The organism is Prevotella sp. E13-27, assembly GCF_023217965.1.
In the GTDB taxonomy this organism is placed as follows: Bacteria; Bacteroidota; Bacteroidia; order Bacteroidales; family Bacteroidaceae; genus Prevotella.
Window position 1 is genome coordinate 663,306 of the sequence record NZ_JALPSC010000002.1, and the last position, 25,360, is coordinate 688,665.

Here is a 25,360-nt window from a genome sequence, read left to right on the forward strand (position 1 = left end):
ATAATAAAAACTAAGATAATATGGAAGAATTAGTATTAGAGTTAAAGAAAGAGATTATTGAGGCACTCAACCTTGAGGATGTTACCCCAGAAGATATCGATGCTGACGAGCCACTGTTCGGAAGCGGTCTTGGCCTCGATTCCATTGATGCCCTTGAGCTGATTGTGCTCATCGAGAAGAAATACGGCATCAAGCTGAAGGATCCCAGCAAGGGCAAGGAAGTGTTTAAGTCTGTCAATGTGATGGCTAAGTTCATTTCAGAGAACCGTACGAAATAACTGCAAACACCACCGATGATGATTGAGCCGATATATATCACTGGTGCAGGCGTCGTTTCAGCCATTGGCATCGGAAAAGATGAGACAATGGCTTCGCTCAAGGCTGGTGTCACAGGCGTGAGGAAGATGACTTACCTGTCGTCGAAACACGACGATATACCAGTAGGAGAGGTGCAGCGCAGTAATGCTGAGATGATGGAGATGCTTGGCGTTGACAATGACGTGCGCCTTACACGAACGGCCCTCATCGGACGACTTGCCCTGCGCGAGGCTCTTGAGCAGGCAGAACTTAACAGAGCCGACCTGCCAAACGTGCATTTTATCTCTGCTACTACTGTAGGAGGTATGGATCGTCGCGAGGAGTTCCGTAATCAGGAGCCGGAGTGCGATGCCCTGCATGCAGAGATAGCTGTTCACAGTTGTGCTTCTTGTACGGAGATGATTGCAGAGCAGTTTGGCGACTTCGCTTCGCTGTCAACACTATCTACAGCCTGCTCATCGGCTACTAATGCCATTGAGACTGGCGCAAACATGCTGCGTTGTGGACTGGCTGACATCGTGGTAGTGGGAGGTTCAGAGTGTCTGTCGAAGTTCCATCTTAATGGCTTCAATACGCTGATGATTCTTGATCGCGAACAGTGTAAGCCTTTCGACCGCGACCGTGCTGGACTGAACCTCGGCGAGGGTGCTGCCTATCTCGTGATGGAGTCGGAACGTTCTATACGCCAGCGTGGCGTGAAGGCTCTGTGCAGGCTTAGCGGCTATGGTAATGCGTGCGACGCATTCCACCAGACAGCCTCGTCGGCTGACGGCGAAGGAGCATTCCTTGCTATGACAGAAGCTCTTGAGATGGCTGGACTGAAGCCTGCTGACATACAGTATATCAATGCTCACGGCACAGGAACTCCGAACAACGACGAGAGTGAGAGCCAAGCTATCATGCGCGTCTTCGGCAACGATGTACCTCCAGTATCATCAACAAAGTCTTTTACTGGTCATACCACGAGCGCATCGGGCAGCATTGAGGCAGTTATCTGCATGCTCGCTATGGAACATCAGTTCCTGCCTAAGAACATCAACTGGCGTACTCCAATGGAGAACGGCATCGTTCCTGTGACTGAGGATGTAAACATGGAACTGAAGCATGTGCTCAGCAATGCTTTCGGCTTTGGAGGAAATGATTCCTCGCTGATATTATCTAAATGCGATGCTTAACATGAAACAGAAGAATATTTACATACAGGCAGCGCAGCAGATTTCAATGCAGCAGCCAATGTCTGAGCAATGGATGGAAGAGCCCATGGCTTATGACGAGGTGTTTGTGAAAGCCGTCAATCCGTCGTTCCGCGACTATATGGCAGCCAATGAGGCCCGACGCATGGGAAACCTCATGAAGCGTGCCCTCGTGACAACGCTGAAGGTCCTCAAGGATACAGGCATAGAGCATCCAGATGCTATTATTACTGGCACAAGCCTCGGCAGTCTTGACTATACGGAGCGCTTCCTCACAGACATGGTGGAGAACGACGAGGAGACTCTCAGTCCTACACATTTCATGCAGTCAACACATAATACTGTTGGTTCGGCACTCGGCATCTACACTAAGTCGCACGGATATAATACAACCTATTCGCATGGAAGCATGAGCTTCGACCTGGCATTGCTTGACGCATGGATGCAGATGCAGCTGGGAAAGATAACCACGTCTCTTGTGGGAGGCCATGAGGAAATGGTCGAATCCTACGTTGAGTTGCTTAAGAAGACTGGCTACGTTTCGGCAGAACGCATGGTGCCTTGTAGTGAGGTGGCTGTGGCGATGATGCTGAACACAGAGAAACATGACGAGAGCCTGTGTGAGTTCGCTGGCGTAAGGGTTTGCAATGTTACGTCAGTAGAGACGCTTAAGACTCAGATAGACCGCCTGCTCGCTGATAATGGTCTTACGATGGATGATGTTAGTGCTGTGATGACGGGTATCAATGGTAATCCGAAGAACGATGATTGTTATGCGGATGTTCTTGAAGATGTGTTTGCGAAGAAGTCACAACTACAGTTCAAGAATGTCTTTGGCGAGAACTTCACAGCATCAGCCTTCGGCGTCTATGCTGCTGCAAACTGCCTGAAGAAGAACGTCGTGCCAGCGTTTATGTATTCAGAGAAGAGTCCGTGTAAGTGTGATGACTTGGAGACGGTTCTCATACTCAACCAGATGAATGGACGTGAGTATTCGGTTGTATTATTGAAGAGAATTAAATAGACATATATATATATCGTGATACTGAAACTGTTACCCATATCAATTCTCCAGTGCATGCTCCTCTCTGGCGGACAGGTGTTGATGAAGTATGGACTGATGAAGGCTGGCGATTTCTCCATGTCATGGGGATATTTCGGACGCCTGCTTTTCAACTGGCAGTTCTTCAGTTGCGGACTATGCTACGGAGCCGGATCGGTGCTGTGGATGTATATCGTTAAGAACTTTCCTCTCAGCATGGCTTATCCTATGATTAGCCTGAGTTATGTCTTTGGTATGTTTGCCGCAATCATATTCTTCCACGAGCAGATACCAATGACACGATGGATAGGAGTGTTCCTCGTCATGAGCGGATGTGTGCTGATAGCTAAATAACGATGCTCCTGTCTTGTCTATAATCAAGAAAACTAAATTACGACTAAAATGAAAAGAATGGTGATAGCCTCTCTGGCATTTCTCTTCTCTCTGGGCATTATTGCTCAGACGAAGCTGAATGCAGAACAGCAGAAACAGCTCATTGAGAAGATGGACAAGTCTGCTTCAAGCGTCAAGGCAATGCAGTGTGAGTTCTCACAGACAAAGAGCATGAAGATGCTGAAGCGCGAGATGAAGTCGCAGGGCGTTATGTATTTCAAGCAGCCAGACAAGCTGCGCTGGCAATATACTGCTCCTTATGATTACACGTTCCTCATGAATGGTGACAAGGTGAGCATGAAGTCAACAAAGACGACACAGAAGATTGATGTGCAGAAGAACAAGATGTTCCGTCAGATAACGAGCATTATCCTGAATAGCATAACAGGCGGCGGTCTGAAAAGTGCTGCCGACTTTACGGTTGAGGTTTACAAGGACAATCAGACATACTTCGCAAGGCTCTATCCAAAGAAGAAGGAACTGAAACAGGTCTATGAGGTCATAGAAATATATTTCAATGAGTCGCTGACAATGGTTAGCGGTGTGAAGATGAAGGAGAAGACGGGCGATGTTACTACCGTCAAGCTCAATAACGTGAAGATTAATCCTGCAATCAATGACAGCACGTTTAGCATTGATTAGCCTGCTGGCGCTCATCTCATTCCTTCCATGCATGGCAGCTGACGACAGCACGGAGAGTGCTGAGTATAACATGCTGATGCTGGTAAGAGGAATGGAGATTACCAGTATCTGTGTGATGGAGACTGCTGCTGACGGCAGCATTGTCGGCACTGTGGTCAATGAGTTCGGAATAAAGGCATTTGATTTCACTTTTGCCAACGGAAAGGCCAAGGTGTTCAATGTCATAGGCCCACTGAACAAATGGTATATACGCAAGGTGTTGAAAGGCGACTTCACTTTCCTGCTTTCGAACATGAAGAAGAGTGGGGACGTGAAGAAAAAGAAAAGACGTCTCACGGTGACACCTGATGGCGACATAGTGATGAGAAACGACAGGTTTAAGATAAGCTATACGCTTACCCCAATGGATAGCAAATAATGAAACTGATAAACGACTTTTTCAATATTGTTGATGCCAAGACAGAGGAAGGCGTCTATAGATGTAAGGTTAAGCTCAATGCTGACCATGCGCTTTACAAGGTACACTTCCCAGGCAACCCCATAACCCCAGGCGTGTGTCTGGTGCAGATGGCATCAGAGATTCTTTCACAGCAGTATGGCAAAGATCTGCTGTTGTGCAAGGCAGGAAGCATAAAGTTCAAGAAGCCCGTTGTTCCTAACGACGAGCCTACATTCGTGTTCTCAAAGATGATAAATGACGAGGGACGACTGAAGGCTCAGATTTTCGTGGAAGACGAGGAGAACCAGTTTGCAAAGATGTCGTTGACGTTTTGTGAGGTTGTGAGGTAAGATGTGAGAAGTTAGAGGTGAGAGGTTAGAGATAATTAGATTATCCACCAATGAGCATACAAAAGAAAGAAATACGACTCTGTGTTATCATTCCGACATATAACAATGCCGGAACGATAGGTAAAGTCGTGGAAGATGTATGCTCACATTGTCAGCATGTTATTGTGGTCAATGATGGCTGTACTGACAATACCTCAGCAGTTCTTGAGGGCTTTAAGTCAAGGATTGACGTCGTCTCTTACGGTAAGAATAAAGGCAAGGGCGGAGCTCTCGTAGCAGGCTTCAGAAGGGCAATGGAGAAAGGCTATACTCATGCCGTGACCATTGATGCCGACGGACAGCACTTTGCCGATGACATACCTGTGCTAATAAAGGAGCTGGAGAATAATCCTGAAGGGATAATCGTCGGGGCACGCAATCTTAATGAGGAGAATATGCCAAAAGGTAATACCTTTGCAAACCGCTTCTCAAACTTCTGGTTCAGACTGCAGACAGGTATAAACCTTTCTGACACTCAGAGCGGATATAGGCTGTATGCCTTAAACGCGCTGCATGGGTTAAGCCTCATAACATCGCGCTATGAGTCGGAACTTGAGCTGATGGTCTATGCAGCATGGGCTGGAGTAAAGATAACGTCTGTTCCAGTAAGAGTATATTATCCTCCTGTAGAGGAACGTGTGAGCCATTTCCGTCCAGGATACGACTTCGCAAGGATAAGTGTGCTCAATACTGTGCTGTGCATCCTAGCATTGGTTTACGGCTATCCACGCATCATCTTCCGATGGCTGAAGAGAGTGGCTTATACCATTTTCTCTTTCTGCTATTTTCTGTTCATGGCATTAGAGCTGACCATCGTAGGATTCTTCCTTATTACTGTTGGCGGCGCTACTGACGAGCATAAGAGAAAGTATCACAAGATATTGCAGAAAAGAGCTCGGTTCGTTATCAACCGTGTGCCTGGAACAACATTTGAATATATCAACGAAACAGGGGAAACGTTCGAGAAGCCTGCTGTCATAGTGAGCAATCATCAGTCACACCTTGACCTCATGGCAATAATGATGCTTGCGCCAAACCTTATTATTCTTACTAAGAACTGGGTGTGGCACAATCCGTTTTACGGACTTATCATCAGATATGCCGATTTCTTCCCTGTAAGCGAGGCGGAAGAGATGACTGAAAACATTGCCGGAATGGTGAAGAAAGGTTATTCAGTAATGATATTCCCTGAGGGAACACGCTCTGCCGACTGCCGCATATTGCGCTTCCATCGCGGAGCATTCTATCTTGCAGAACAATTGGGCTTGGACATCATACCTGTTTTCATAAAAGGCTTTGGCGACGTGCTCCCAAAGAAAGGCTTCAGCCTGCATCCTGGCAACATGTCTGTGGAAGTGATGCCACGCATAAGCCGTGATGATTGTGGCGGATATCGCGAGATGACGAAGAAGCTGCATGCTATGTATGTCGATAAGTATAATGAAGCCAAGAGCGTCAATGTAATAATGTAATGAAGTTAAAAGGTTCAATGTGATAAAGTAGAATGAAGAAGTGTGTTATCATAGGTAGCGGATTAGGCGGCTTGTCATGTGGCGCTATACTTGCAAAGAACGGTTTCGAAGTGACTGTTCTTGAGCAGGGCAGCCAGATTGGCGGTTGCCTGCAATGTTTCCGTCGTGGCGATGCTGTGTTTGACACAGGAATGCACTATATCGGAAGCGGCGACAAAGGTCAGACGCTACACACCATTCTGCATTACTTGGACGTTGACAAAGACATAAAGCTCTCGCGTCTGGATCCCCAAGGTTATGACATCATCTCGTTTAAGGGAGAGCACTATCGCATGGCTAACGGACGTGAGGAGTTTGTCAAGGCTCTTACTGAGCACTTCCCAAAGAGTGCCGACGAGCTGAACAGATATTATGACCTTGTGAAACTCGTTTCTGCATCGTCGCCCATGCACTCGTTGAATAAAGACGCAGACCTCAACGTCTATTCGGAGTATCTCTCGAAGAGTGTTAACGAGATTATTGACAGCATTATCAGCGACCCTCTGCTAAGGGAGGTGCTTGTCGGAGTTTCGCCGCTTTATGCTGGCGAGAAGAACTGTACTCCGTTCAGCAATCATGCGCTGATTGTTGACTTCTACGACCAAAGCGCATTCCGTATCGTGGGTGGAAGCAGCGTCGTTGCCGATTCACTTGCAGACAATATACGAAAACATGGAGGCAAGGTGCTCCTTAGAACCCGCGTGGAGAAAATAGAGTGCGATGCTACTGAGGCTAAGGCCGTAATCACCTCTGAGGGCGAACGCATTCCTGCTGATGTTGTTGTCAGCGCTATTCATCCTGCCAGCACGCTGGCACTTGTTGATAGCCATCTCATTCGACCTGCTTCGCGACACAGAATCGAGAGCTATCGTAACACCACGTCGGCATTTACCGTTTATCTGAAATTCCGTGAGAATAGTGTTAAGTATATGGACAGTAACCTGTATTACTATCGTGAAGGTTCTACCTGGGGCTGTCAGGACTATGACAGTAAGTCGTGGCCTAAGAGCATGCTTTACATGCACTTCTGTCATAAGCAGAATCCTGTGTTTGCAAGGGCAGGCGAGATTCTGACATACATGAACTTCGATGACACCCGCCAGTGGCTTGGTACTCATGTAGGCAACAGGGGTGCAGACTATGAAGCGTTCAAGCGTGAGAAGGCCGAGCAGCTCATTGATGCCTTGAACGAAGAGGTGCCTGGAATAAAAGACAATATCGAGAAATATTACACGTCAACACCACTTACATATCTTGACTATACAGGAATACCTGGAGGCGCCATGTATGGAGTAGTGAAAGATGTGAACATCATTGGCTCGGGAAACGTTTCTTGTCGTACACGCATTCCTAATTTGCTGCTTACTGGTCAGTGCATAACTCTTCACGGTATGCTTGGCGTTCTTGCAGGCAGTTTGCTGACATGTTCTGAGCTTCTTACGCGTGATGAAATCTTCAGGCAGTTGGACGAGGCAAAGAAATGAGAGGTAAGAGGTAAGAAGTGAGAGGTTCTTTGCAAGCAAAACGTCGCTACGCGCCGAGCGAGAGGTAAGATGAAGATAGCAGTTTTCTATTATTCACAGACGGGACAGGCACTTGAAGTGGCTCGCTCTATCTGTGCCCCAATAATAGAGAGTGCTGACGGGACGGGAAACAATAGCGTGGTGTTTAAGCCTATCGTATCCGTGCGCAAATATCCGTATCCATGGAGTAGGTCAGAGTTCTTCTCTGTGTTCCCAGAGACGCGCCTCGGAATAGTGATTTCTGACATAGCGGAAATGGATTTCTCTGACGTTCTAGATGCCGACTTGGTGATGATAGTCGGACAGTCTTGGTTCCTTTCCCCATCAATGCCCCTGCAGTCGTTTTTGGCTGATAAAAATGTCAAAAGCTACCTTAGCGGACGCAAAGTTGTCTTTGTCAATGCCTGCAGAAACATGTGGCTGATGACAAGTCGCAAGATTAAAGCCTTACTTGAAGATATTGGAGCTATTTTTGTGGGACACATCGTTTTGCAAGATAAGGTTCAGAACTTGATTAGTGCTCTTACAATTACGAGATGGCTTTTGAACGGTAAGAAAGAAGCAACACGTTTCTTCCCACAAGCAGGCATCACTCAGAACGACATAAATGAAGCATCACGTTTCGGCGATGTGATATTGAACGAGTGGAAAAATGATTCAACGCTTTCGCATCTTCAGGATAAGCTGTTGGCTAGTGGCGCAATAGACTATAAGCCGTCAGTATTGTTCCTTGAGAAAGCCGGACACAGGATGTTTGGACTATGGGCGAAGTTTATAATAAAAAAGGGTGATATTGATGATAATCGCAGACGCCTGCGTGAGACTCTTTTCTTCTATTATCTTATCTTTGTCCTTTTGTGGTGTCTCCCTTCGGACAGCTTCTGTTCTACGCGACTTATCCGTTGCATAGAGTTAAATACAACAAGCGTAGAGATTGTAGCATAGAAATAACTGATTAGAACATAATCAATATAAGATAAATGAACGTATATATAACAAAGGTAGCCAAGTTCTTTCCAAATGAGCCGGTAGAGAATGACGATATGGAAAGCTATCTTGGCATGGTTGACGGAAAACCATCTAAAGCCCGACGAATTGTCCTCAGGCGCAATGGTATCAAGCAGCGATACTATGCATTCGACAAGCAGGGAAATGTTACCCATACAAATGTCCAGATGGCGGCAAATGCTGTTCGCGGACTCTTTGATGAGCATTTCTCTCTTGACGATGTTGACCTGTTGTCATGTGGCACTGCATCGCCTGAACAGATTGTTCCTTCACATGGTGTGATGGTTCATGGCGAGCTTGGTGGCAGCAAGAATATCGAGGTGGTGTCGTTTGCAGGCTCATGCTGTACTGGCGTTGACGCATTGAAGTATGCTTGTATGGCAGTAGAGCTCGGCATGTCGAAGAATGCCGTGGTGTCAGCTTCTGAGCGCGCGTCGGCTTGGATGCATGCATCTTATTTCCAGAAAGAGTCGGAGCAGCTGGCTCAGTTGGAGCAGCAGCCCATGCTCGCTTTCCAGAAGGAGTTCCTTCGCTGGATGCTTTCCGATGGTGCTCTCGCCCTTCATCTGGAGGGTAAGCCCAACGAGACAGGTCTGTCGCTGAAGGTTGACTGGATTGAGATAACATCATTTGCCGGCAAGATGGAGACCTGTATGTATGCTGGAGCGGAGAAAGAGCCAGACGGCAAACTGAAGGGATGGACGCTGTTCCCTGAGCAGGAGTGGCTTGACAAGTCGGTCTTCGCCGTTAAGCAGGACACGCGTCTGCTTTCAGAGTATATCGTGCCACTTGGCATTGACTTTCTTATCCAGCTGGGCGAGAAGCACAACCTGAAGCCAGAGGATGTTGACTGGTTCCTGCCTCATCTGTCGTCGATGATGTTCAAGGATGTCATCCTGCAACAGTCTAAGGAGCGCGGATACTACATTCCTGAGGAGAAATGGTTCGTTAACCTGCCTCATGTGGGCAACATCGCATCAGCATCGGCTTTTGCCATGATTGAAGAGCTGTTGTACTCTGGCAAACTGGAGAAGGGACAGAAGATTCTTCTCATGGTACCCGAGAGTGCCCGCTTCTCTTATTGCTACTGCCTGTTGACAGTATGCTAATAGCCATATCGGCAAACCTATAGATAAATACTATGAAAGTAGAAGACGTTCCCCAAGACAGAAAATACCTGAAGGAAAGTGATGTGGTTCGCAATGTCGATTATGCCATTGACAGCGAAGGCCACTATCGTGCTGTCAGCAGCGTAGGGTGGGAGGTTAAGAACGACGCTCTTGAACTGGCTCTTGACGAGGTTGATGAGCGATGTCAAGAGATACTCGAGAAGATACGCCGTGGCGAGAGCAGTCCGCTGGAATATCATGCTGAGAAGAACCTCATGCCAATAGACCTGCTGTCAGACTATTCCGGTTACTCGAAGCGCACCATCCGTAAGCATTTCGACCCCAAAGTATTTGCAAAGCTCGATGAACAGACGCTCGGCGTTTATGCTGAGGTGTTGCGCATCTCTGTTGAGGAACTGAAAAGCATACCCGATTAGAATGGAACTGAACTTAACTCATCAGTCGGCGGCACATTGCGAGAATGGTGCCATCTCTACACTCTTGAGATACTATGGAATCCACTTGTCAGAGCCAATGATCTTTGGTTTGGCAAGTGGACTGTTTTTCACACACATGCCCTTCGTTAAGATGTCGGGCATGCCTGTGACAGCCTTCCGCACTTTCCCTGGCGTGTTGTTCAATCGCATAACGAAGATGCTAGGCATAAAGACTGCCACTCGCCGCTATTTTAGTAAGCTTCATGCCATGCGCGACCTTGACCGTCTTATCCTTGAGAAAAATACTCCTGTCGGATGTGTCGTGGGCATGTACTATCTGCCCTACATGCCAATAGAATACCGTTTCCATTTCAATGGCCACAATATCTGTGTCATTGGCAGGGACGAGACCACTGGCGACTATACCGTGCTTGATTCTAACGCTACACAGAAGGTTACGATAGGCGCCCGGGACCTGTTGAGAGTGCGTTTCGCCAAAGGTGGCACCTATCCACTCATGGGACAGATGTACTGGATAAATTCAGTACCTGAGAAGTTGCCCGACATGAAGCCGCTTATCCTGAAGTCGATAAAGAAGACATGCCGTAACATGACCTCGCAGCCAAAGTTCATCAAGTTTGCGGGTACTAATGGCATCATATATCTCTCCCAGAGAATACGCACATGGGAGAAGACCATGGGCAAGCGTCGTGCACAGCTTAACCTTGCACAGATAATAAGAATGCTCGAAGAGATAGGCACAGGTGGCGCAGGCTTCCGCTTCATCTATGGCGCTTTCCTTCAGGAGGCTTCTGAGATTACGGGGATACGCAGATTTAACGACTACTCTAAGCGCATAACAGAGATTGGCGACCTGTGGCGTGATTTCGCCTACAAGGCATCAAGAATATTCAAGAAGCGTGAGGGAGAGAAATATACCTATGATGACCTTGGCGACGTGCTTCAGAAGATAGGAGAAATGGAACGTGAGTTTTTCTTGGATCTTGAGAAATATGTTGACAGTTTTGAAAAGTGAATAGATTATTATTAACATTCTTGCTGGCGATTTGTTGGTTAAGCGGCTATTCGGCAAAGCTGACACCCTACATACCGAAGGAGAATCCATTGGGCATAGGAGTAATCGTTTGCCCGGGCGGAAGCTACTTCTGGCTCGACAAGGAGATTGAAGGCTTTTATGTTGCCGAATGGCTCTGCCAGAACGGCATAGCGGCTTTCGTCCTTGAGTACAGTCATGGTGGATGGGGAGCCTTTGCCTATCACCTGAGGACTAAAGGCCGTACTTTCCCCGCAGGATTCAACGATTTGTCAAACACCCTTGACAGCGTGAGGGCTCATGCTGCCGACTATGGCATTCGTCCTGAGAGGGTAGGGTGCATGGGTTTCTCGGCTGGCGGACATCTTGTAATGCATGCAGCAGAGCAGCTGGCAGGAACGTCGAAGAGTCCCTCGTTTGTTGCGCCCATGTATCCTGTGGTGTCCATGACCCATCCCTGCACCCATAAGCGTTCGCGCCGCGGACTCCTTGGCGAGTTTCCCAAGCGCAGCATGAAAGACTCGCTCTCGCTTGAAAACCATGTGCCAGACAACTGTGCGCCTGTTTTCCTTATGAACTGCGATGACGACCCTGTGGTTAACTACTACAATTCAGTACTTCTCGACTCAGCACTTACAGCTCATGGCGTTCCTCATCAGTATGAGCACTATCGCACAGGCGGTCATGGCTTCGGCTCTTCGGCAGAGATGACTACTCCTGAGGCTATACAGTGGAAGGAGCGGTTCCTTGATTGGATAAAGAGACTGTTTGAAAAATAAGTAATAAATGATGATAATGGCATAACAGAGATGCATAAATTCTTCCTTGGCATATTTGACTATCTTCAGAAACGTCGTCGCCTCTGCATGGGACTCATGACCCTGTTCATAGGACTACTTGTAGTGATGATGTCCACTCTGAAGTATAATGAGAATATCTATGACTTCCTGCCTGTCAGCGGCAATGAACAGAAAGCCATAACACTCTATCAGGACATCACAGGTGGTCAGCGCATCGTGGCCATGTTCTCTATGGCCGACAGCGCTTCTGCCGACGTGGACTTGATGACAGCCGCTGTCGATACCTTTGCCAATAAGATTGAGACTGGCTATGGCAAGCGCCACATCAGCGAGATAACCACACAGGTGGATTTCGAGAAGATTGCCGGCATAACCGATTTTATCTATCAGAACATGCCGTTCATGCTCACCGATTCCGACTATGTGCGCATGGAACAGCAGCTTGTATCTCCAGAATTTGTTGACCAGCAGCTGTCTCACGATGTTGAGATGATTATGATGCCTGCCACGGGCTTCTTCTCGTCGAGCATCACCAATGACCCTCTGGGACTTTTCTCTCCTGTCATGCAGCGTCTGCAGTCCAAGCAGTCGTCAATGCCGTTTGAGATAGAGAATGGTTATATCTTCACTCCTGGGCGCAAGTATGCCATAGTCATGCTTACCTCGCCTTATGGCTCAATGGAGTCGGCCAACAACAGCCAGCTCGTGGAATATGTTGACAGCTGTGCTGCGCTCACCATGCAGGCTGTGCCAGGCGTTGCTGTAGCTACAACAGGCTCGCCAGTCATTGCCGTGGGCAATGCCGTTCAGATTAAGAGCGACAGCCAGTGGGCTATCTCCATTGCTGTCACCCTCATCCTTACTCTCCTTGTCTTCTCGTTCCGCAGGGTGAAGAACCTCCTGCTGATAGGCTTCGCCATCATTTTCGGTTGGCTCTTCGCCATGGGCTTCATTGCTGTTATGCGTAGCGATGTGTCGCTCATAGTTCTTGGCATAGGCTCAATCATCATAGGCATTGCCGTTAACTATCCGCTTCACTTCATTGCCCACACCGATCATGGCGGCACCATTCGCGATGTGCTCAAGGAAATGATAGCTCCGCTGCTCATAGGAAACATTACCACCGTGGGCGCTTTCGCCAGCTTGATGCCGCTAAATGCGCCAGCCTTGCGCGACCTTGGTCTCTTCGCAGCCTTCATGCTCGTGGGCACCATTCTGTTCGTGCTCATCTTCTTGCCCCATCTGGTAAAGCAACGCTCTGAAGCAGTAGAGGAGCGTCTCACGTTTGGCAAGCTCTCTACAGCCTCGCCTGAGCGTCATCGTTGGCTGTTGTGGATAATCTTTGCGTTGACCATCGTCTTGGGTTATTTCAGCCTCGGCATCTCCTTCGATACCAACATGCATCACATCAATTACATGACTGATGAGCAGAAGGCGTTGTTGTCTGATTTGCAGGCATCGGCAGGGCTCAACGATACTTCGAATGTGTATATCGTTACCGAGGGCGATACGTGGGATGAGGCTTTGAGTCGTCGCGCTCAGCTGTCGGCCGTTCTTGACAGTCTGAAGCAACAGCAGCAGCTGAACAAGTTTACCGATGTCACCACCTATGTCTGTTCCATGGACGAACAGCAGCACAGGCTCCAGCTCTGGAACAATTTCTGGGCTAAACATCGCCAGCAGGTGCTGTCGTCAATAAGCAGCCGTGCTCCTGAGTATGGCTTCAGCGACGATGCTTTCACGGGCTTTGCCGAGATAGTATCTGCCGATTACAGTCCTCAGCCTTTTGAACATTTCGACATAGTGCGTTCTGTACTTCTCACCAGTTCGTTCAGCAATAGCACGGGTGCTTGTTCTGTTGTCGATGTCATTGACGCGAGCAACAAAGACCGCGAGCATCTTGAGGCTGTGCTTAACAGCTCTGCTGAAGAGAAAGTCTATGCCTTCGACTTCATGGGAATGAACGGCGCTGTAGCCAAGTCGCTTTCCGACGACTTCAACTACATCGGCTTCGCCTGCGGATTCATAGTATTCCTGTTCCTCTGGCTGTCATTCGGCCGACTGGAGCTTAGCCTTCTGGCGTTCCTGCCAATGGCCATGGGCTGGCTGTGGATATTGGGACTGATGTATCTCTTTGGCATGCAGTTCAATATCGTTAATGTCATCCTTGCCACCTTTATCTTCGGTCAGGGCGATGACTATACAATATTCATTACCGACGGACTCCTCAACGAGTATGCCTACAAGAAGAAACTCCTGCCGTCGTTCAAAAACAGCATCATTATCTCTGCCCTTATCATGTTCATAGGCATTGGCTCGCTCATAGTGGCTAAGCATCCTGCTCTCCACTCGCTGGCCGAGGTAACCATCGTGGGCATGCTCACCGTTGTGCTGATGGCATGGATAGTGCCTCCGTTCATCTTCGGATGGCTTGTAAGGAACCAGGGCAAGACTCGTCCTGAACCTGTGACCATTGAACATATAGTCCGCACATTCTATAGCGCTGTGGTCTATCTGTTCGAGCTTAGTTATGGCTGTGTTCTCGGCCTTCTGTCAAGGCTTGTGCCTATGAATGCAGCCAAGCGTGAGGCATGGTTCCATCGTGTAATTGAGAAATCAATGCGTGCCGATGTCAATAACATCTGGGGCGTCAAGTTCCATGTGCGCAACGATGTAGGCGAGGACTTCAGCCGTGGCAGCGTGATGATTTGCAACCACCAGTCCATGCTTGACCCTATCTACGTGCTGTCGCTTAACCCTAAGATTATCGTTATGGTGGGTGGAAAGGTGTGGCGCAACCCTATAGTGAACACCATGTTCCGCCTGTCGCGCTTCATTAATGCCGACGCTCCTATCGAGGTGCTGCAGGAGAAGGTAAGCCGTGCCGTTGCCGACGGATATAATGTGCTGATATTCCCTGAAGGCCGTCGTACCGACGATCATGTGGCTCGTTTCCACCGTGGAGCCTTCCATCTGGCTCAGTTGGCAGATGCCGACCTTCTGCCGCTCTATCTCCACGGCGCAGGCCATGTGATGCCGAAGGGTAGTGGCATCGCCTCGCGTGGTGTGGTAACCATTGAGATAGGCAAGCGCATACCAGCCTCTGAATTGAGCCGTTATGGTGCAACGCCTATGGATATGGCCCACAACTTCCATGAGATTTATGTGGAACGCTACGCGCAGATGAAGCGTGAGATAGAGACAACCCACTATTTCCATCATTACCTCATCTCGAAATACACCTACAAGGGTATTGGCGTAGAGAAGGAGACACGCCGATTGCTCAAGCGTTTCGACGATTTCAGTAGGTGGATTGACGGTAGCTGTGATGCTGAAGAGGTGAGCATAGTCAATGCCGGTAGAGGCCAGTTCTCGCTAATGTTTGCCCTTGTCCATCCTGATGTGACAGTCCATTCCTATGCTACCGATGCCGACGATGCCGCCATTCTCGATGCCTGTGAACCTAAGCCCTCGAACCTTCGCGTATATTGTGTGGATAGCGTTGAGACTGCGCTGAAGAGCGCTGGCAATAGCAAGGTGATAGATGTGGAAGAGGTGAGAGGTTAGATTGATAAACCAAAAACATAAATATATATGAACAACGATTTCGAAGACATTCGCCCATATACCGATGCGGAGATACCTGCAGCGATGGAGCGCATAGCTGAGAGCCAGGTATTGCCCCTGTTGGCATCCTATGTTTGTCCTGAGCTTCCGCTCGATGATGTGAAGAAGCTGCTTCTCAGCTTTAAGACGGTCAATGATTTCCAGTATGGACTGATGCATCGTGTCAACGAACAGATTATTCGTCAGAGCATCAGCGAGTTTACCTTCGGTGGTGGCGAGGACCTGAAGAAGGATGTGCCTTATCTCTTCGTGAGCAACCATCGTGACATCATGCTCGATGCCTCTCTGCTTCAGAACGTGCTTGCCGACATGGGCTTGCGAACCTCTCAGATAACCTTTGGCGCCAACCTGATGATGAACCCGCTGGTCATCGATATTGGCAAGTCAAACAAGATGTTCCGAGTGGAGCGTCCCGGAGGCAGCATCAAGGACTTCTACAAGAGTTCCATGCACCTGTCTGAATATATCCGCCACGTCATCAGCGACCAGAACGAGTCTGTGTGGATAGCTCAGCGCAACGGCCGCACCAAGGATGGCAACGATCTCACCGACCAGGGCATCATCAAGATGTTCTGCATGAGTCTGGCTGAGGACAAGATAGCTGCACTCGACAATCTCCACATTGCTCCTGTGTCTGTGTCCTATGAATGGGAGTCGTGCGACATCCTGAAAGCCATCGAGCTTTACGAGAGCCAGAACGTGAAGTACATCAAGAAGCCTGGCGAGGACCTTAACAGCATTCTCACCGGCATACTGCAGCCCAAGGGGCGTGTTCACTTCCAGTTCTGTCCTGTACTGCGTCGTGAGGAGCTCCTCCAGTTCAACGACAGCACCAACAACGACTATCACAAGCAGGTGGCACAGCTCATTGACGAGCGCATTCAGAGTGCCTACCGTCTGTGGCCCAACAACTTTATTGCTCACGACATGCTCTACGGTCAGCAGCGCTTCGTTGACCGTTATACAAAGGAAGAGAAGGCAGCCTTCGAACAGCATCTCACCAAGCTCGACCATTACGACAGCGATCTTGGCGTGCTGAAAGACATTCTCCTCGGCATTTATGCCAACCCCGTTAAGAACAAGCTGAAGTATCTCACCCCTGACCTCTCACCTCTCATCCCTCACCTCTAACCTCTAACCACTAAAAGAATATGAAAGAAAAGATAAAGACCCTCCTTGAGGATGTTTTACCATTAGTAGATTTCGATTCCGATTTCCTCTTCTCCGAGTTAGACTCGCTTGGCGTGACAACCATCCTCATGACCCTTGCCGCCGAATACAACATTGAGCTCGAGGCCGTAGATGCTACGCCAAAGAACCTCAAGTCGCTCGACAGCATAGTAAAAATGGTAGAGACTAAGCTTGCAGAAAAGAAATAACTGTAGCTGTAGTACGCTCTTAACAAATGATACTATAGCGGTAGCAAACTCTAAACTCTAAACTCTACACTATACACTCTAAACTCTCAAGAGATGATTCTCGAAGATTATCTGCGTCGCGATGCCGAGCTCTATGCCGACAAGACGGCAGTCGTTTGCAATGGTGAGGAACTGTCCTATGCCGCCCTTTATCAGAGGGTGGGGCAGCACGTCGAGACGTTGCGTGCCAATGGCGTTCAGGCTGGTCAGGCCGTAGTGTTCCGTGCCTCTCAGGACATAGACTTCCTCGTACATTATTTCGCCATACATATTCTCGGTGCAGTAGCCGTGCCTTTGGAGTGCGATGTGCCCGAGGAGCGTTTCCATGACATCTGCCGGCTCGTTGACGGCGCCACCATTCCTGAAGGTACTGCCGACATTCTCTTCACTACGGGCACTACAGGCCGCTCCAAGGGTGTCATGATTAGCCATCGCACTATCGTTGCCGATGCTGAAAATCTCATTGACGGACAGCTGTTCTCCCACGACCTTGTGTTCATCATCTGTGGCCCCCTTAACCATATCGGCAGCCTGTCAAAGATATATCCCATCATCCTCCTTGGCGGCACGCTCTATCTGCTTGAGGGCATGAAGAACATGGAGGAGCTGTTTCGTGCCTTCGACTATCCCTGCCAGAAGATTGCTACGTTCATGGTGCCTGCCAGCGTGCGCATGCTCTTACAGTTTGGCGAGAAGCGCCTGCGTCAGTATGTCGATAAGATTGATTTTGTTGAGATGGGTGGAGCACCGCTGCCTCCGTCTGACCAGCGCCTGCTCTGCGACACCCTGCCCAAGAGCCGTCTCTATAACACCTACGCCTCTACTGAGACAGGCATCATCTGTACCTATAACTTCAACGATGGCGTGTGCACTCCTGGCTGCTTAGGCCGTCCCATGCGCCATTCGCGCGTGTTCATCAGCGATGACGGACGCGTGGCTTGTCAGGGCCCTACACTCATGACTGGCTATGTAGGCGATGAGGAGAAGACACGCGAAGTGCTCCACGACGACACCGTCTTTACTGCCGACAATGGCGAGATAAGTGCCGAGGGCATGCTCTTTCTTTCTGGTCGCAAGGATGATGTCATAAATATTGGTGGCTACAAGGTTGCTCCGACAGAGGTTGAAGATGTGGCTCTGTCGTTCCCTGGCATCAAAGACTGTATATGTATCTGTGTTAGCAACCCCATGTTTGGCAACGCTTTAAAGCTTCTTTATCAGGTAGCTCCTGATACTACGGTTGCCAAGCGCGAGCTTGCTCAGTATATCAACACTCATTTAGAGAGTTACAAGGTGCCACGGCTTTACGAGCAGGTCACCGAGGTCAAGCGCACCTATAACGGAAAGCTCGACCGCAAAGCCTATCACCTGTAAATCTTGAATCACTCCATCGGGAAGAGACCGAAGAGTTTGGCGTCAATCATGTCGGTGACCTGCATGAAGTCCTCTGCATTGTCGCCAAACTTACAGTGGTCGCCGTCAATCACGATTAGCTGTCCCTTGTAGGTGCTAATCCAGTCCTCGTATCTTTGTTCCAAGCCTTTCAGGTAGTCCAGTCTCATGGTCTGCTCATACTCGCGTCCGCGCTTCTGAATCTGTGCCACCAGCGTGGGTATGCTCGAGCGTATATATATCATGAGGTCGGGCAGCTTCACCAGCGATATCATCAGGTCGAACAGGTCGCTGTAGTTCTGGAAGTCGCGGTCGCTCATCAGTCCCTGTCCGTGCAGGTTTGGCGCAAAGATACGCGCATCCTCGAAGATTGTCCTGTCCTGGATAATCGTCTCCTCTGAACGTGAAATCTCCACCACCTCCTTGAATCGCTTGTTCAGGAAGTATATCTGCAGGTTAAACGACCAGCGCTTCATGTCGGCATAGAAGTCACTCAGGTAGGGGTTGTTGTCAACGGGTTCGAAACGCGGCGTCCATCCATATCGGTGGGCCAGCATCTTTGTCAGCGTGGTCTTTCCGCTGCCAATGTTTCCTGCTACGGCTATATGCATAATTCTTAGTTGTTTTGTCAGTTAGTAAATAGTCCGAAGAGCCTCTGGTCTATGCTGTCTATTATCTTTGCGAAGTCTTTCGGGTTGTGTTCGAAGTCCAGCTCGTCCTTGTCCACCACTACGACCGGTCCCTTGTACTTGTTGAATATAAAGTCGTCGTAGCGCTTGTTCAGGTTCTCCAGATAGTCCAGCTGCATCTGCTGTTCATAGTCGCGTCCGCGCTTCTGAATGTTTCCCACGAGGTGTGGCACCGATGCCCTTAGATAAATCATGAGGTCGGGCAGCGTCACCACCTCCATCATCTGTTCAAACAGCTCCATGTATGTCTCGTAGTCGCGGTCGCTGAGGTTGCCCATCGCCTTGTTGTTCTCCATGAACACATAGACGCCCTCGTATATCGTGCGGTCCTGAACAATGGTGTGGTCGGCATTGTGAATGTCTATAAGGTCGCGGAACCGCTCTTTCAGGAAGAACACCTCGAGGTTGAACGACCATCGGTGTATATCCTTATAGTAGTCGTCGAGATAGGGGTTCTGTTCCACAGCCTCGAAGCGTGCCTCCCATCCGTAGTGTTTGGCAAGCATCCGCGTGAGTGTCGATTTCCCGCTTCCTATATTTCCTGCTATCGCTATATGTTGCATAGTGTTGCAAAATTACAAACATTCTTTCATTCTGGCAAATTATTTCCGCTTAATGTTAGAGGGCGCATGAAAAAAGATAGAGAGACGGTAACCGTTTAATAAGAACGCTCGGAGCGTTTAGTAAGATTGCTTGGAGCGTTTAGACCAAACGCTTTTGTATTTTTACTCATATTTAGCCCTTGTTGTTAGCCAAATTTGATACGAGATGTGTCATTTTGCCATATTTTTCCTTCCAAATGTGTCATGGTGTTGAAATTTTGTGTCGCAGTTGTGTGCGCAAAATGAGGGGAAAAGCATCGGAACGAGGGGTTCGTGCATGTCTTTTGACACCTGTGAGAGTCGTAATTTTACTATTTCTGTACCTTTTCCAGGCTTTGGCATCGCTGGAGAGTTGTGACTATAAATATCGTAATTCATTGATTATTAGCTTTTTAGATGAAGTGTTATGTGATTGCGGTTACAGTTACAGTAGTTACAGTTGTTTTTTGAGTGGGTGTCATTTCCTTTATATTATATATATAATATATATAACTATATATATATCAATAAGTTACAAGCGTTTGCAAATGTCTCAAAGGAGATGTACACCCCTTTTATTTTAACTGTAACTTCTGTAACTGTAACCGCAGACTGTTCTCATTCCTCTACCAGGCCTTCTAATGCCCATAGCAGTTCGTTGACCATGCTGTTGGCATAGTTGCTGACGTGGTAGCTAGAACCTGTGTGGATGTAGGAATTACTCTTCTATCTGAGAGAGCGAACGGGCGAAGGATGAAAGGAAGTTTGTGATGCTCTCAGAGGGATAGTAGCGGAAATACTTGCCTGACTGACGTACATGCCACATCATGGCCGACGTGTTGTTGGCATGTACGAAGATGTCCTTGCCCTGCTTGAAATACCAGCTGTTCTTGTCGGCACCCTGGAAGTTGAACAGCTCGCTGAGTATCGGCTTTACATTAGTTGTGGTTGAGGTTACGAAGGGCAGCTCGTCGTAGCTGAAGTCGAACAGATTGACAAGAAGGGCGCCTGCAATGTTGGCTATGGACTTGAGCTGAAGAGTGTATAGCCAGCCTTGCAGCTTCACATAATCTACATCGTTGCCTGCCACGCGAAGGAAGATGCCGAGATCGCACAGATGCTTCAGCGAGATGCCGTTGTTGAGCATGTGGAAGGAGAATCGCAGGAAGATGAGAAGCATGGACAGGCTCTTAGATATGGTCTCTGTGCCGTCGTTGAGAAGGGTGGGCTTGTTCTCGCGCGGAACTCACGCTCAACGATGTTATTGAGTCTGTAGTTCAGATATTTGTTGGTGAGTACATGAAGACGGTGGTGGTGCTCAACACGAAGGTCGTTATACTCGTAGGCGAAGGCTCCGTTGGCAAGGGTTGTGGCGTTCTGACCATTAGCCTTTGCCCATTCTATTGACTTGTCGAACTGTGTCTGAAAGGGGAAGAACAACTCTATCTTCATGTTTTGTCTGTGTGACGAAGCGGGATAGTTCTCTGCCCAGAGACGATTGCCAAACAGCACCGGACGCAGCTGCTGGCGGCTAAAGAGCTGATACAGGTTCTGCATGGTGGCTTCCTCACCTGCGTTTTCTTCTTCGAGCGTGGCTACGCTCTCTTCCCATATGGCAATGAGGTCATCGGGCAGCTGCATGAAGAACTGGCTGCGACACTTCTCAATGCCGTCGTACATTACGCCATGAATGCCATGAAGGCACGCATATTGGTAAAGCCGCTTCCACTTCCAGAAGGACATGGGCTCTATTTCAACATCTTCATTGAATGCTCCTGAGCGTAACAGGCGGAAATAATTGCGTGCGATGATGTTCATGGGTGTAATGGGCTTTGTTTATGAATAACGTTTGGGATAGCGCAGGAATATGGAAAGGAGTGCTGCCATGCCTGTGGCAAACGGATAGTAGAGATAGGGTATGATGGCAATGGGGTCTATAGATGCGAGGCCTGCTGCCATGAGTATCTGGGCTCCATAGGGCAGGAGTCCCTGGGTGAAGCACGACGAGGTGTCGAGAAGCGACGCACACTTTCGCGGGTCGAGCTGGAAACGCTCGCCAATGTTCTTGGCTATGCTTCCTACGGTAATGATGGCAACGGTGTTGTTAGCAGTACAGACATTGACAACGCTTACGAGTGCCGCGATGCTTAGTTCGGCACCGCGCTTGCCGTGGATGTGGCGTGTCATAAGCGAGATGATGTACTCTATTCCGCCGTTATGCTTGATAACCTCAAGAAGTCCGCCTGCAAGGAGCGTTATGATGATGAGCTCGCCCATGCTGATGATTCCCTTGCCCATGGCATCGAACCATCCGTAGAGGTCGAAGGCTCCTGTCATCATGCCGATGATGCCTGTCAACGCTATGCCTAAGGTGAGCACCGCCATAACGTTAAGGCTCATGATGGCTGTCAGGAGTACAACGATATATGGGAGCACCTTCCAGAAATCCACGTCGCCGATGGCGGTAGGTATGGAGATGTCGCGGCCTAAGAAGACATAGACAAAGAGTATGAGTATGGCTGCGGGGAAGACTATGAACGAGTTAACGCGGAACTTGTCGCTGGTCTTGCAGCCCTGCGTCTGTGTGGCAATGATGGTGGTGTCGCTGATGAACGACAGGTTGTCGCCAAAGAACGAGCCGCCCACTACGACAGCAGCGAGCATGGCCGACGAATAGCCTGTCTGGGTGGCCACGCCAGCAGCTATGGGCATGAGGGCAACGATGGTGCCCACGCTCGTGCCTATGCTGAGAGAGATGAAACAGGCGGCAAGGAACAGTCCTGCAAGAAGCATCTGTGAGGGTAGGAGAGAGAGCGTGAGGCTGACGGTGGCGTCGATGGCTCCCATGGCTTTGGCTGAGGAGGCGAAGGCTCCTGCAAGCACGAATATCCACACCATGAGCATCATCTCGGGTGTGCCTGCTCCGCGGCTGAAGACATTTAGTCGGCGACGGAGCTTGCCACGGGTGATGGCTATAGCATAGATGCTCGAGGAAAGGAAAGCGACAGTGATAGGCACCTTATAGAAGTCACGAGCTATGATGCTCGTGACTAAATAGATGGTTACGAAAACTATCAATGGCGATATGGCCAATAGTCCGCTTTTCAGTTTCATTTCACTAACCTCTCACTTCTCACCTCTAACCTCTCACCTCTAACCTCTCACCTCTCACCTCTCACCTCTAAAGCGTCACACCATTCTTGAAGATAGAGATCTCGCGATAGTCGTTCTCCTCGTTGCGGGCTTTCTCGCCACTGGCAACGGCGAGCACCTTGTCTATGAACTCAGGAACGAGCTCCTCCATAGTCCTGCCCTCGATAAGCTGACCAGCTGAGAAGTCCACCCAGTTGGGCTTGCGTGCTGCAAGCGATGGGTTGGTGGCAATCTTCATCGTTGGAACGAAGGTTCCGAAAGGTGTGCCACGACCAGTTGTGAAGAGCACGATGTGGCATCCGCATGAAGCGAGTGCTGTGGATGCTACGAGGTCATTGCCTGGAGCAGAGAGGAGGTTCAGTCCTGTGTTCTCAAGACGGACGCCATATTCCATGACGCCACTTACAGGAGCACGGCCGCACTTCTGGGTGCAGCCAAGAGCCTTGTCCTCTAGTGTAGAGATGCCGCCAGCCTTGTTGCCTGGCGACGGATTCTCGCCTACAGGCTCGCCGTGGGACAGGAAATACTCCTTGAAGTTATTGATGAGCGAGACTGTCTTCTGGAAGAGCTCAGGTGTCTCACAACGGTTCATGAGTATGGTCTCAGCGCCAAACATCTCGGGCACCTCGGTGAGCACGCTTGTGCCGCCCTGAGCCACGAGCCAGTCGCTGAACTCGCCAACGAGTGGGTTGGCGGTGATGCCGCTGAAGCCGTCGCTACCGCCACATTTCAAGCCTACACGCAGCTTGGAAACAGGCACATCGGTACGCTTGTCTTCCTTGGCTATGGCGTAGAGCTCGCGAAGAATAGCCATTCCTGCTTCTACCTCGTCGCCATCAACCTTCTGTGTAACGAGCAGACGGATGCGGCTCTTGTCGTAGTCGCCAAGCATCTCCATGAACTGGTCGGGCTGGTTGTTCTCGCAACCTAAGCTTAGCACGAGCACAGCACCAGCGTTGGGATGAAGGACTATGTCGCGCAGAATCTTACGGGTGTTCTCGTGGTCGCCGGAAAGCTGTGAACAGCCGTAGTTGTGATGCCAGGCATAGATGCTGTCTATTCCCTTGCAGCCAGTCTCCTGGCGCAGCTGTGTGGCAAGGCGCTCGGCAATGCCGTTGACACAGCCCACGGTAGGCACAATCCATATCTCGTTGCGAACGCCAACATCACCGTTCTTACGAGTGTAGCCCTTGAAGGTTCTATTCTCAAATTTGATGCTAAGTTTCTCGTTTACAGGGTTGTATGTGTATTCGAGTGTACCTGACAGATTGGTCTTTAGGTTGTTCTCGTTTATCCATTCTCCTGCTTTGATGTCGCGACGGGCATGGCCGATGGGGTAACCGTATTTGATGATGTCTTCGCCTTCCTTAACGTCTTTAAGTAGCACTTTATGACCAGAAGGCACATCCTCGGCAAGTATTATTTTATTGCCGTCAACGATGATGACATCTCCCTTTTTCTTGTCTGCCAGACATACTACAACCGAGTCGGCAGGATTGATTTTCAAAAATGTTGTCTCCATTTTATTATGTATTTGTTTTAGTTTGTTAGTCTGATGAATATAACTGTGCTCAACTATCAGTTCGTTCTTCTGTAGAACTGTATGTTCTCCTTGGTGAGGAGCTCGATGGGCATGTAGTTCACAGGTGAAATCTCTTTCTTCATGACTATGCAGTCGAAAAGCGTCCAGACGCAGGCGAAGCCCTGTAGGAAAGCGTGCTGAGCCAGAAGGAAGGAGATGCTTCCGTTGCGCACACACTCGGCATTCTTCGGCACCATGTCATAGCCCATGATCTGCACGTCGCGGCGGTTGCTTCGCTGAAGGAACTCGCCCACGATATGAGCCTTTGAGTTGAAGGTGATGCAGTGATGCACCTGAGGATGATGCTTGAAGAAGTGCTCCAGCAGTCCGTCATAGGTCTCGGGCTTGTCCCAGGGCAGGTCCACTTCTACTATCTTGACATCAGGGAAGTGGTCAATCATGTAGTGGCGGAAGCCTGTCTCGCGGTTCATCTGCTGTTTCGAACCCACCTTGCCGTCCTTGAGCAGCTTCATGAGCATTATCTCTTTCTCTTTCGAGGCAATGAGCATGAGCATGCGGGCTGCGAAATAGCCACTTTGGAAAGAGTCCTGACCATAGAACGCAAGCGGCTTCAGGTCGGGCATGTAGGAGTCGAGAAGAATGAAGGGAATGCCTTTCTCGTGGAGCTTGTCAGTGAACTGGCGTGTGGCTTCAAGAGTAGATGGCACCACGATGATGCCATCGGGCTTTTCCTTCAGGCAGTCCTTGGCGCACTTGGCGAAGCTGGCGGTGTCGAAACGCTCGTAATAGAGTTTGTGAAGCGACACTCCGAAGTCGCGACGACGCTCTGTGGCATCTTTGGCCCCGTCTTCCACCTCGTCCCAGTAAGCCACGTTCTCGTGGCTTGGGAGAATCATATAAAAATCGTAATTCTTGTTGTAGGCTAAGGCTGAAGCATACATATTGGGCTGATAGTCCATCTCCTCAAGTGCCTTTTCAACCTTCTCGCGTGCCACTTTCGAAACGTTAGGACGCTCGTGGAGCACACGGTCAACGGTGCCTACGCTGACTCCGGCACGCTCTGCAATGTCTTTAATACGAATTTTATCTGTTGCCATAT

General features: G+C 49.3%; 25 protein-coding genes. 18 read left to right on the plus strand and 7 right to left on the minus strand.

Annotated elements, in window-relative coordinates; all coding sequences use genetic code 11:
• The first annotated feature begins 20 nt into the window (after positions 1-20).
• The 18 genes from M1L52_RS11720 to M1L52_RS11805 all read left to right on the plus strand — a co-directional run bounded on the left by M1L52_RS11720 (position 21) and on the right by M1L52_RS11805 (position 18,277).
• Complete coding sequence (locus M1L52_RS11720; RefSeq protein ID WP_248615189.1) at positions 21-278, plus strand: phosphopantetheine-binding protein; 258 nt, start codon at positions 21-23, stop codon at positions 276-278.
• A 15-nt stretch (positions 279-293) separates the two neighbouring features.
• The gene (locus M1L52_RS11725; RefSeq protein WP_248615190.1) at positions 294-1,493 is read left to right on the plus strand and encodes a beta-ketoacyl-[acyl-carrier-protein] synthase family protein; all 1,200 of its coding nucleotides are present in this window, start codon (positions 294-296) and stop codon (positions 1,491-1,493) included.
• A gap of 1 nt (position 1,494) precedes the next feature.
• Positions 1,495-2,535, plus strand: a complete 1,041-nt coding sequence (locus M1L52_RS11730; protein ID WP_248615191.1) for a beta-ketoacyl synthase chain length factor — start codon at positions 1,495-1,497, stop codon at positions 2,533-2,535.
• An 18-nt stretch (positions 2,536-2,553) separates the two neighbouring features.
• Complete coding sequence (locus M1L52_RS11735) at positions 2,554-2,907, plus strand: EamA family transporter (protein WP_248616078.1); 354 nt, start codon at positions 2,554-2,556, stop codon at positions 2,905-2,907.
• 48 nt (positions 2,908-2,955) lie between these two features.
• Positions 2,956-3,588: a LolA family protein gene (locus M1L52_RS11740; RefSeq protein ID WP_248615192.1), complete on the plus strand. Its 633-nt coding sequence runs from the start codon at positions 2,956-2,958 to the stop codon at positions 3,586-3,588.
• Positions 3,563-4,006, plus strand: a complete 444-nt coding sequence (locus tag M1L52_RS11745) for a hypothetical protein (protein ID WP_248615193.1) — start codon at positions 3,563-3,565, stop codon at positions 4,004-4,006. The genes M1L52_RS11740 and M1L52_RS11745 overlap by 26 nt, the downstream gene beginning before the upstream one ends.
• On the plus strand, positions 4,006-4,377 hold the full coding sequence (locus M1L52_RS11750) for a hypothetical protein (RefSeq protein WP_248615194.1): 372 nt from the start codon (positions 4,006-4,008) through the stop codon (positions 4,375-4,377). Before M1L52_RS11745 ends, M1L52_RS11750 begins: the two co-directional genes overlap by 1 nt.
• Positions 4,378-4,427: 50 nt before the next feature.
• Entirely contained in the window at positions 4,428-5,888 is a 1,461-nt protein-coding gene (locus M1L52_RS11755; RefSeq protein ID WP_248615195.1) for a glycosyltransferase, read from the plus strand.
• Between the two features lie 32 nt (positions 5,889-5,920).
• Complete coding sequence (locus M1L52_RS11760) at positions 5,921-7,411, plus strand: phytoene desaturase family protein (RefSeq protein ID WP_248615196.1); 1,491 nt, start codon at positions 5,921-5,923, stop codon at positions 7,409-7,411.
• A gap of 69 nt (positions 7,412-7,480) precedes the next feature.
• A complete protein-coding gene (locus tag M1L52_RS11765; RefSeq protein ID WP_248615197.1) occupies positions 7,481-8,395 on the plus strand; it encodes a flavodoxin family protein in 915 nt (304 codons plus the stop codon).
• A 35-nt stretch (positions 8,396-8,430) separates the two neighbouring features.
• Positions 8,431-9,567, plus strand: coding sequence for a beta-ketoacyl-ACP synthase III (locus M1L52_RS11770; protein ID WP_248615198.1), 1,137 nt, complete (start codon positions 8,431-8,433; stop codon positions 9,565-9,567).
• 32 nt (positions 9,568-9,599) lie between these two features.
• On the plus strand, positions 9,600-10,004 hold the full coding sequence (locus tag M1L52_RS11775) for a hypothetical protein (RefSeq protein ID WP_248615199.1): 405 nt from the start codon (positions 9,600-9,602) through the stop codon (positions 10,002-10,004).
• 1 nt (position 10,005) lies between these two features.
• Positions 10,006-11,040, plus strand: a complete 1,035-nt coding sequence (locus tag M1L52_RS11780) for a BtrH N-terminal domain-containing protein (RefSeq protein WP_248615200.1) — start codon at positions 10,006-10,008, stop codon at positions 11,038-11,040.
• Entirely contained in the window at positions 11,037-11,837 is an 801-nt protein-coding gene (locus M1L52_RS11785; RefSeq protein ID WP_248615201.1) for an alpha/beta hydrolase, read from the plus strand. The genes M1L52_RS11780 and M1L52_RS11785 overlap by 4 nt, the downstream gene beginning before the upstream one ends.
• Before the next feature lie 30 nt (positions 11,838-11,867).
• Complete coding sequence (locus tag M1L52_RS11790) at positions 11,868-15,425, plus strand: 1-acyl-sn-glycerol-3-phosphate acyltransferase (protein WP_248615202.1); 3,558 nt, start codon at positions 11,868-11,870, stop codon at positions 15,423-15,425.
• Between the two features lie 27 nt (positions 15,426-15,452).
• Positions 15,453-16,616 carry a 1-acyl-sn-glycerol-3-phosphate acyltransferase gene (locus M1L52_RS11795; RefSeq protein ID WP_248615203.1) on the plus strand — a complete coding sequence of 388 codons (1,164 nt, stop codon included), beginning with the start codon at positions 15,453-15,455 and terminating at the stop codon, positions 16,614-16,616.
• A 20-nt stretch (positions 16,617-16,636) separates the two neighbouring features.
• Positions 16,637-16,864, plus strand: a complete 228-nt coding sequence (locus M1L52_RS11800) for an acyl carrier protein (protein WP_248615204.1) — start codon at positions 16,637-16,639, stop codon at positions 16,862-16,864.
• Between the two features lie 93 nt (positions 16,865-16,957).
• The gene (locus M1L52_RS11805; RefSeq protein ID WP_248615205.1) at positions 16,958-18,277 is read left to right on the plus strand and encodes a class I adenylate-forming enzyme family protein; all 1,320 of its coding nucleotides are present in this window, start codon (positions 16,958-16,960) and stop codon (positions 18,275-18,277) included.
• Positions 18,278-18,285: 8 nt separating this feature from the next.
• Here M1L52_RS11805 and M1L52_RS11810 read toward each other — a convergent pair whose 3' ends face one another.
• From M1L52_RS11810 to M1L52_RS11840, 7 genes are all read right to left on the minus strand, one after another.
• Positions 18,286-18,906, minus strand: coding sequence for a deoxynucleoside kinase (locus tag M1L52_RS11810; protein ID WP_248615206.1), 621 nt, complete (start codon positions 18,904-18,906; stop codon positions 18,286-18,288).
• Positions 18,907-18,923: 17 nt separating this feature from the next.
• Positions 18,924-19,547, minus strand: a complete 624-nt coding sequence (locus M1L52_RS11815; RefSeq protein WP_248615207.1) for a deoxynucleoside kinase — start codon at positions 19,545-19,547, stop codon at positions 18,924-18,926.
• A gap of 736 nt (positions 19,548-20,283) precedes the next feature.
• Positions 20,284-20,745: a hypothetical protein gene (locus M1L52_RS11820; protein WP_248615208.1), complete on the minus strand. Its 462-nt coding sequence runs from the start codon at positions 20,743-20,745 to the stop codon at positions 20,284-20,286.
• Positions 20,688-21,383, minus strand: coding sequence for a nucleotidyltransferase family protein (locus M1L52_RS11825; RefSeq protein WP_248615209.1), 696 nt, complete (start codon positions 21,381-21,383; stop codon positions 20,688-20,690). The genes M1L52_RS11820 and M1L52_RS11825 overlap by 58 nt, the downstream gene beginning before the upstream one ends.
• Positions 21,384-21,401: 18 nt before the next feature.
• On the minus strand, positions 21,402-22,679 hold the full coding sequence (locus tag M1L52_RS11830; RefSeq protein ID WP_248615210.1) for a Na+/H+ antiporter NhaC family protein: 1,278 nt from the start codon (positions 22,677-22,679) through the stop codon (positions 21,402-21,404).
• A gap of 67 nt (positions 22,680-22,746) precedes the next feature.
• Complete coding sequence (locus M1L52_RS11835) at positions 22,747-24,240, minus strand: UxaA family hydrolase (protein WP_248615211.1); 1,494 nt, start codon at positions 24,238-24,240, stop codon at positions 22,747-22,749.
• 56 nt (positions 24,241-24,296) lie between these two features.
• On the minus strand, positions 24,297-25,358 hold the full coding sequence (locus M1L52_RS11840) for a LacI family DNA-binding transcriptional regulator (protein WP_248615212.1): 1,062 nt from the start codon (positions 25,356-25,358) through the stop codon (positions 24,297-24,299).
• Positions 25,359-25,360: the final 2 nt, after the last annotated feature.

Excerpts from the sequence above, each read along its gene's own strand:
- M1L52_RS11795 (WP_248615203.1), top strand. The coding sequence starts at position 15,453 with ATGAACAACGATTTCGAAGACATTCGCCCATATACCGATGCGGAGATA.
- M1L52_RS11830 (WP_248615210.1), bottom strand. The coding sequence starts at position 22,679 with ATGAAACTGAAAAGCGGACTATTGGCCATATCGCCATTGATAGTTTTC.
- M1L52_RS11750 (WP_248615194.1), top strand. The coding sequence starts at position 4,006 with ATGAAACTGATAAACGACTTTTTCAATATTGTTGATGCCAAGACAGAG.
- M1L52_RS11770 (WP_248615198.1), top strand. The coding sequence starts at position 8,431 with ATGAACGTATATATAACAAAGGTAGCCAAGTTCTTTCCAAATGAGCCG.
- M1L52_RS11765 (WP_248615197.1), top strand. The coding sequence starts at position 7,481 with ATGAAGATAGCAGTTTTCTATTATTCACAGACGGGACAGGCACTTGAA.
- M1L52_RS11820 (WP_248615208.1), bottom strand. The coding sequence starts at position 20,745 with ATGCTTCTCATCTTCCTGCGATTCTCCTTCCACATGCTCAACAACGGC.
- M1L52_RS11835 (WP_248615211.1), bottom strand. The coding sequence starts at position 24,240 with ATGGAGACAACATTTTTGAAAATCAATCCTGCCGACTCGGTTGTAGTA.
- M1L52_RS11775 (WP_248615199.1), top strand. The coding sequence starts at position 9,600 with ATGAAAGTAGAAGACGTTCCCCAAGACAGAAAATACCTGAAGGAAAGT.
- M1L52_RS11720 (WP_248615189.1), top strand. The coding sequence starts at position 21 with ATGGAAGAATTAGTATTAGAGTTAAAGAAAGAGATTATTGAGGCACTC.
- M1L52_RS11745 (WP_248615193.1), top strand. The coding sequence starts at position 3,563 with ATGACAGCACGTTTAGCATTGATTAGCCTGCTGGCGCTCATCTCATTC.
- M1L52_RS11755 (WP_248615195.1), top strand. The coding sequence starts at position 4,428 with ATGAGCATACAAAAGAAAGAAATACGACTCTGTGTTATCATTCCGACA.
- M1L52_RS11790 (WP_248615202.1), top strand. The coding sequence starts at position 11,868 with ATGCATAAATTCTTCCTTGGCATATTTGACTATCTTCAGAAACGTCGT.
- M1L52_RS11760 (WP_248615196.1), top strand. The coding sequence starts at position 5,921 with ATGAAGAAGTGTGTTATCATAGGTAGCGGATTAGGCGGCTTGTCATGT.
- M1L52_RS11815 (WP_248615207.1), bottom strand. The coding sequence starts at position 19,547 with ATGCAACATATAGCGATAGCAGGAAATATAGGAAGCGGGAAATCGACA.
- M1L52_RS11805 (WP_248615205.1), top strand. The coding sequence starts at position 16,958 with ATGATTCTCGAAGATTATCTGCGTCGCGATGCCGAGCTCTATGCCGAC.
- M1L52_RS11840 (WP_248615212.1), bottom strand. The coding sequence starts at position 25,358 with ATGGCAACAGATAAAATTCGTATTAAAGACATTGCAGAGCGTGCCGGA.
- M1L52_RS11740 (WP_248615192.1), top strand. The coding sequence starts at position 2,956 with ATGAAAAGAATGGTGATAGCCTCTCTGGCATTTCTCTTCTCTCTGGGC.
- M1L52_RS11800 (WP_248615204.1), top strand. The coding sequence starts at position 16,637 with ATGAAAGAAAAGATAAAGACCCTCCTTGAGGATGTTTTACCATTAGTA.
- M1L52_RS11810 (WP_248615206.1), bottom strand. The coding sequence starts at position 18,906 with ATGCATATAGCCGTAGCAGGAAACATTGGCAGCGGAAAGACCACGCTG.
- M1L52_RS11825 (WP_248615209.1), bottom strand. The coding sequence starts at position 21,383 with ATGAACATCATCGCACGCAATTATTTCCGCCTGTTACGCTCAGGAGCA.
- M1L52_RS11725 (WP_248615190.1), top strand. The coding sequence starts at position 294 with ATGATGATTGAGCCGATATATATCACTGGTGCAGGCGTCGTTTCAGCC.
- M1L52_RS11780 (WP_248615200.1), top strand. The coding sequence starts at position 10,006 with ATGGAACTGAACTTAACTCATCAGTCGGCGGCACATTGCGAGAATGGT.
- M1L52_RS11730 (WP_248615191.1), top strand. The coding sequence starts at position 1,495 with ATGAAACAGAAGAATATTTACATACAGGCAGCGCAGCAGATTTCAATG.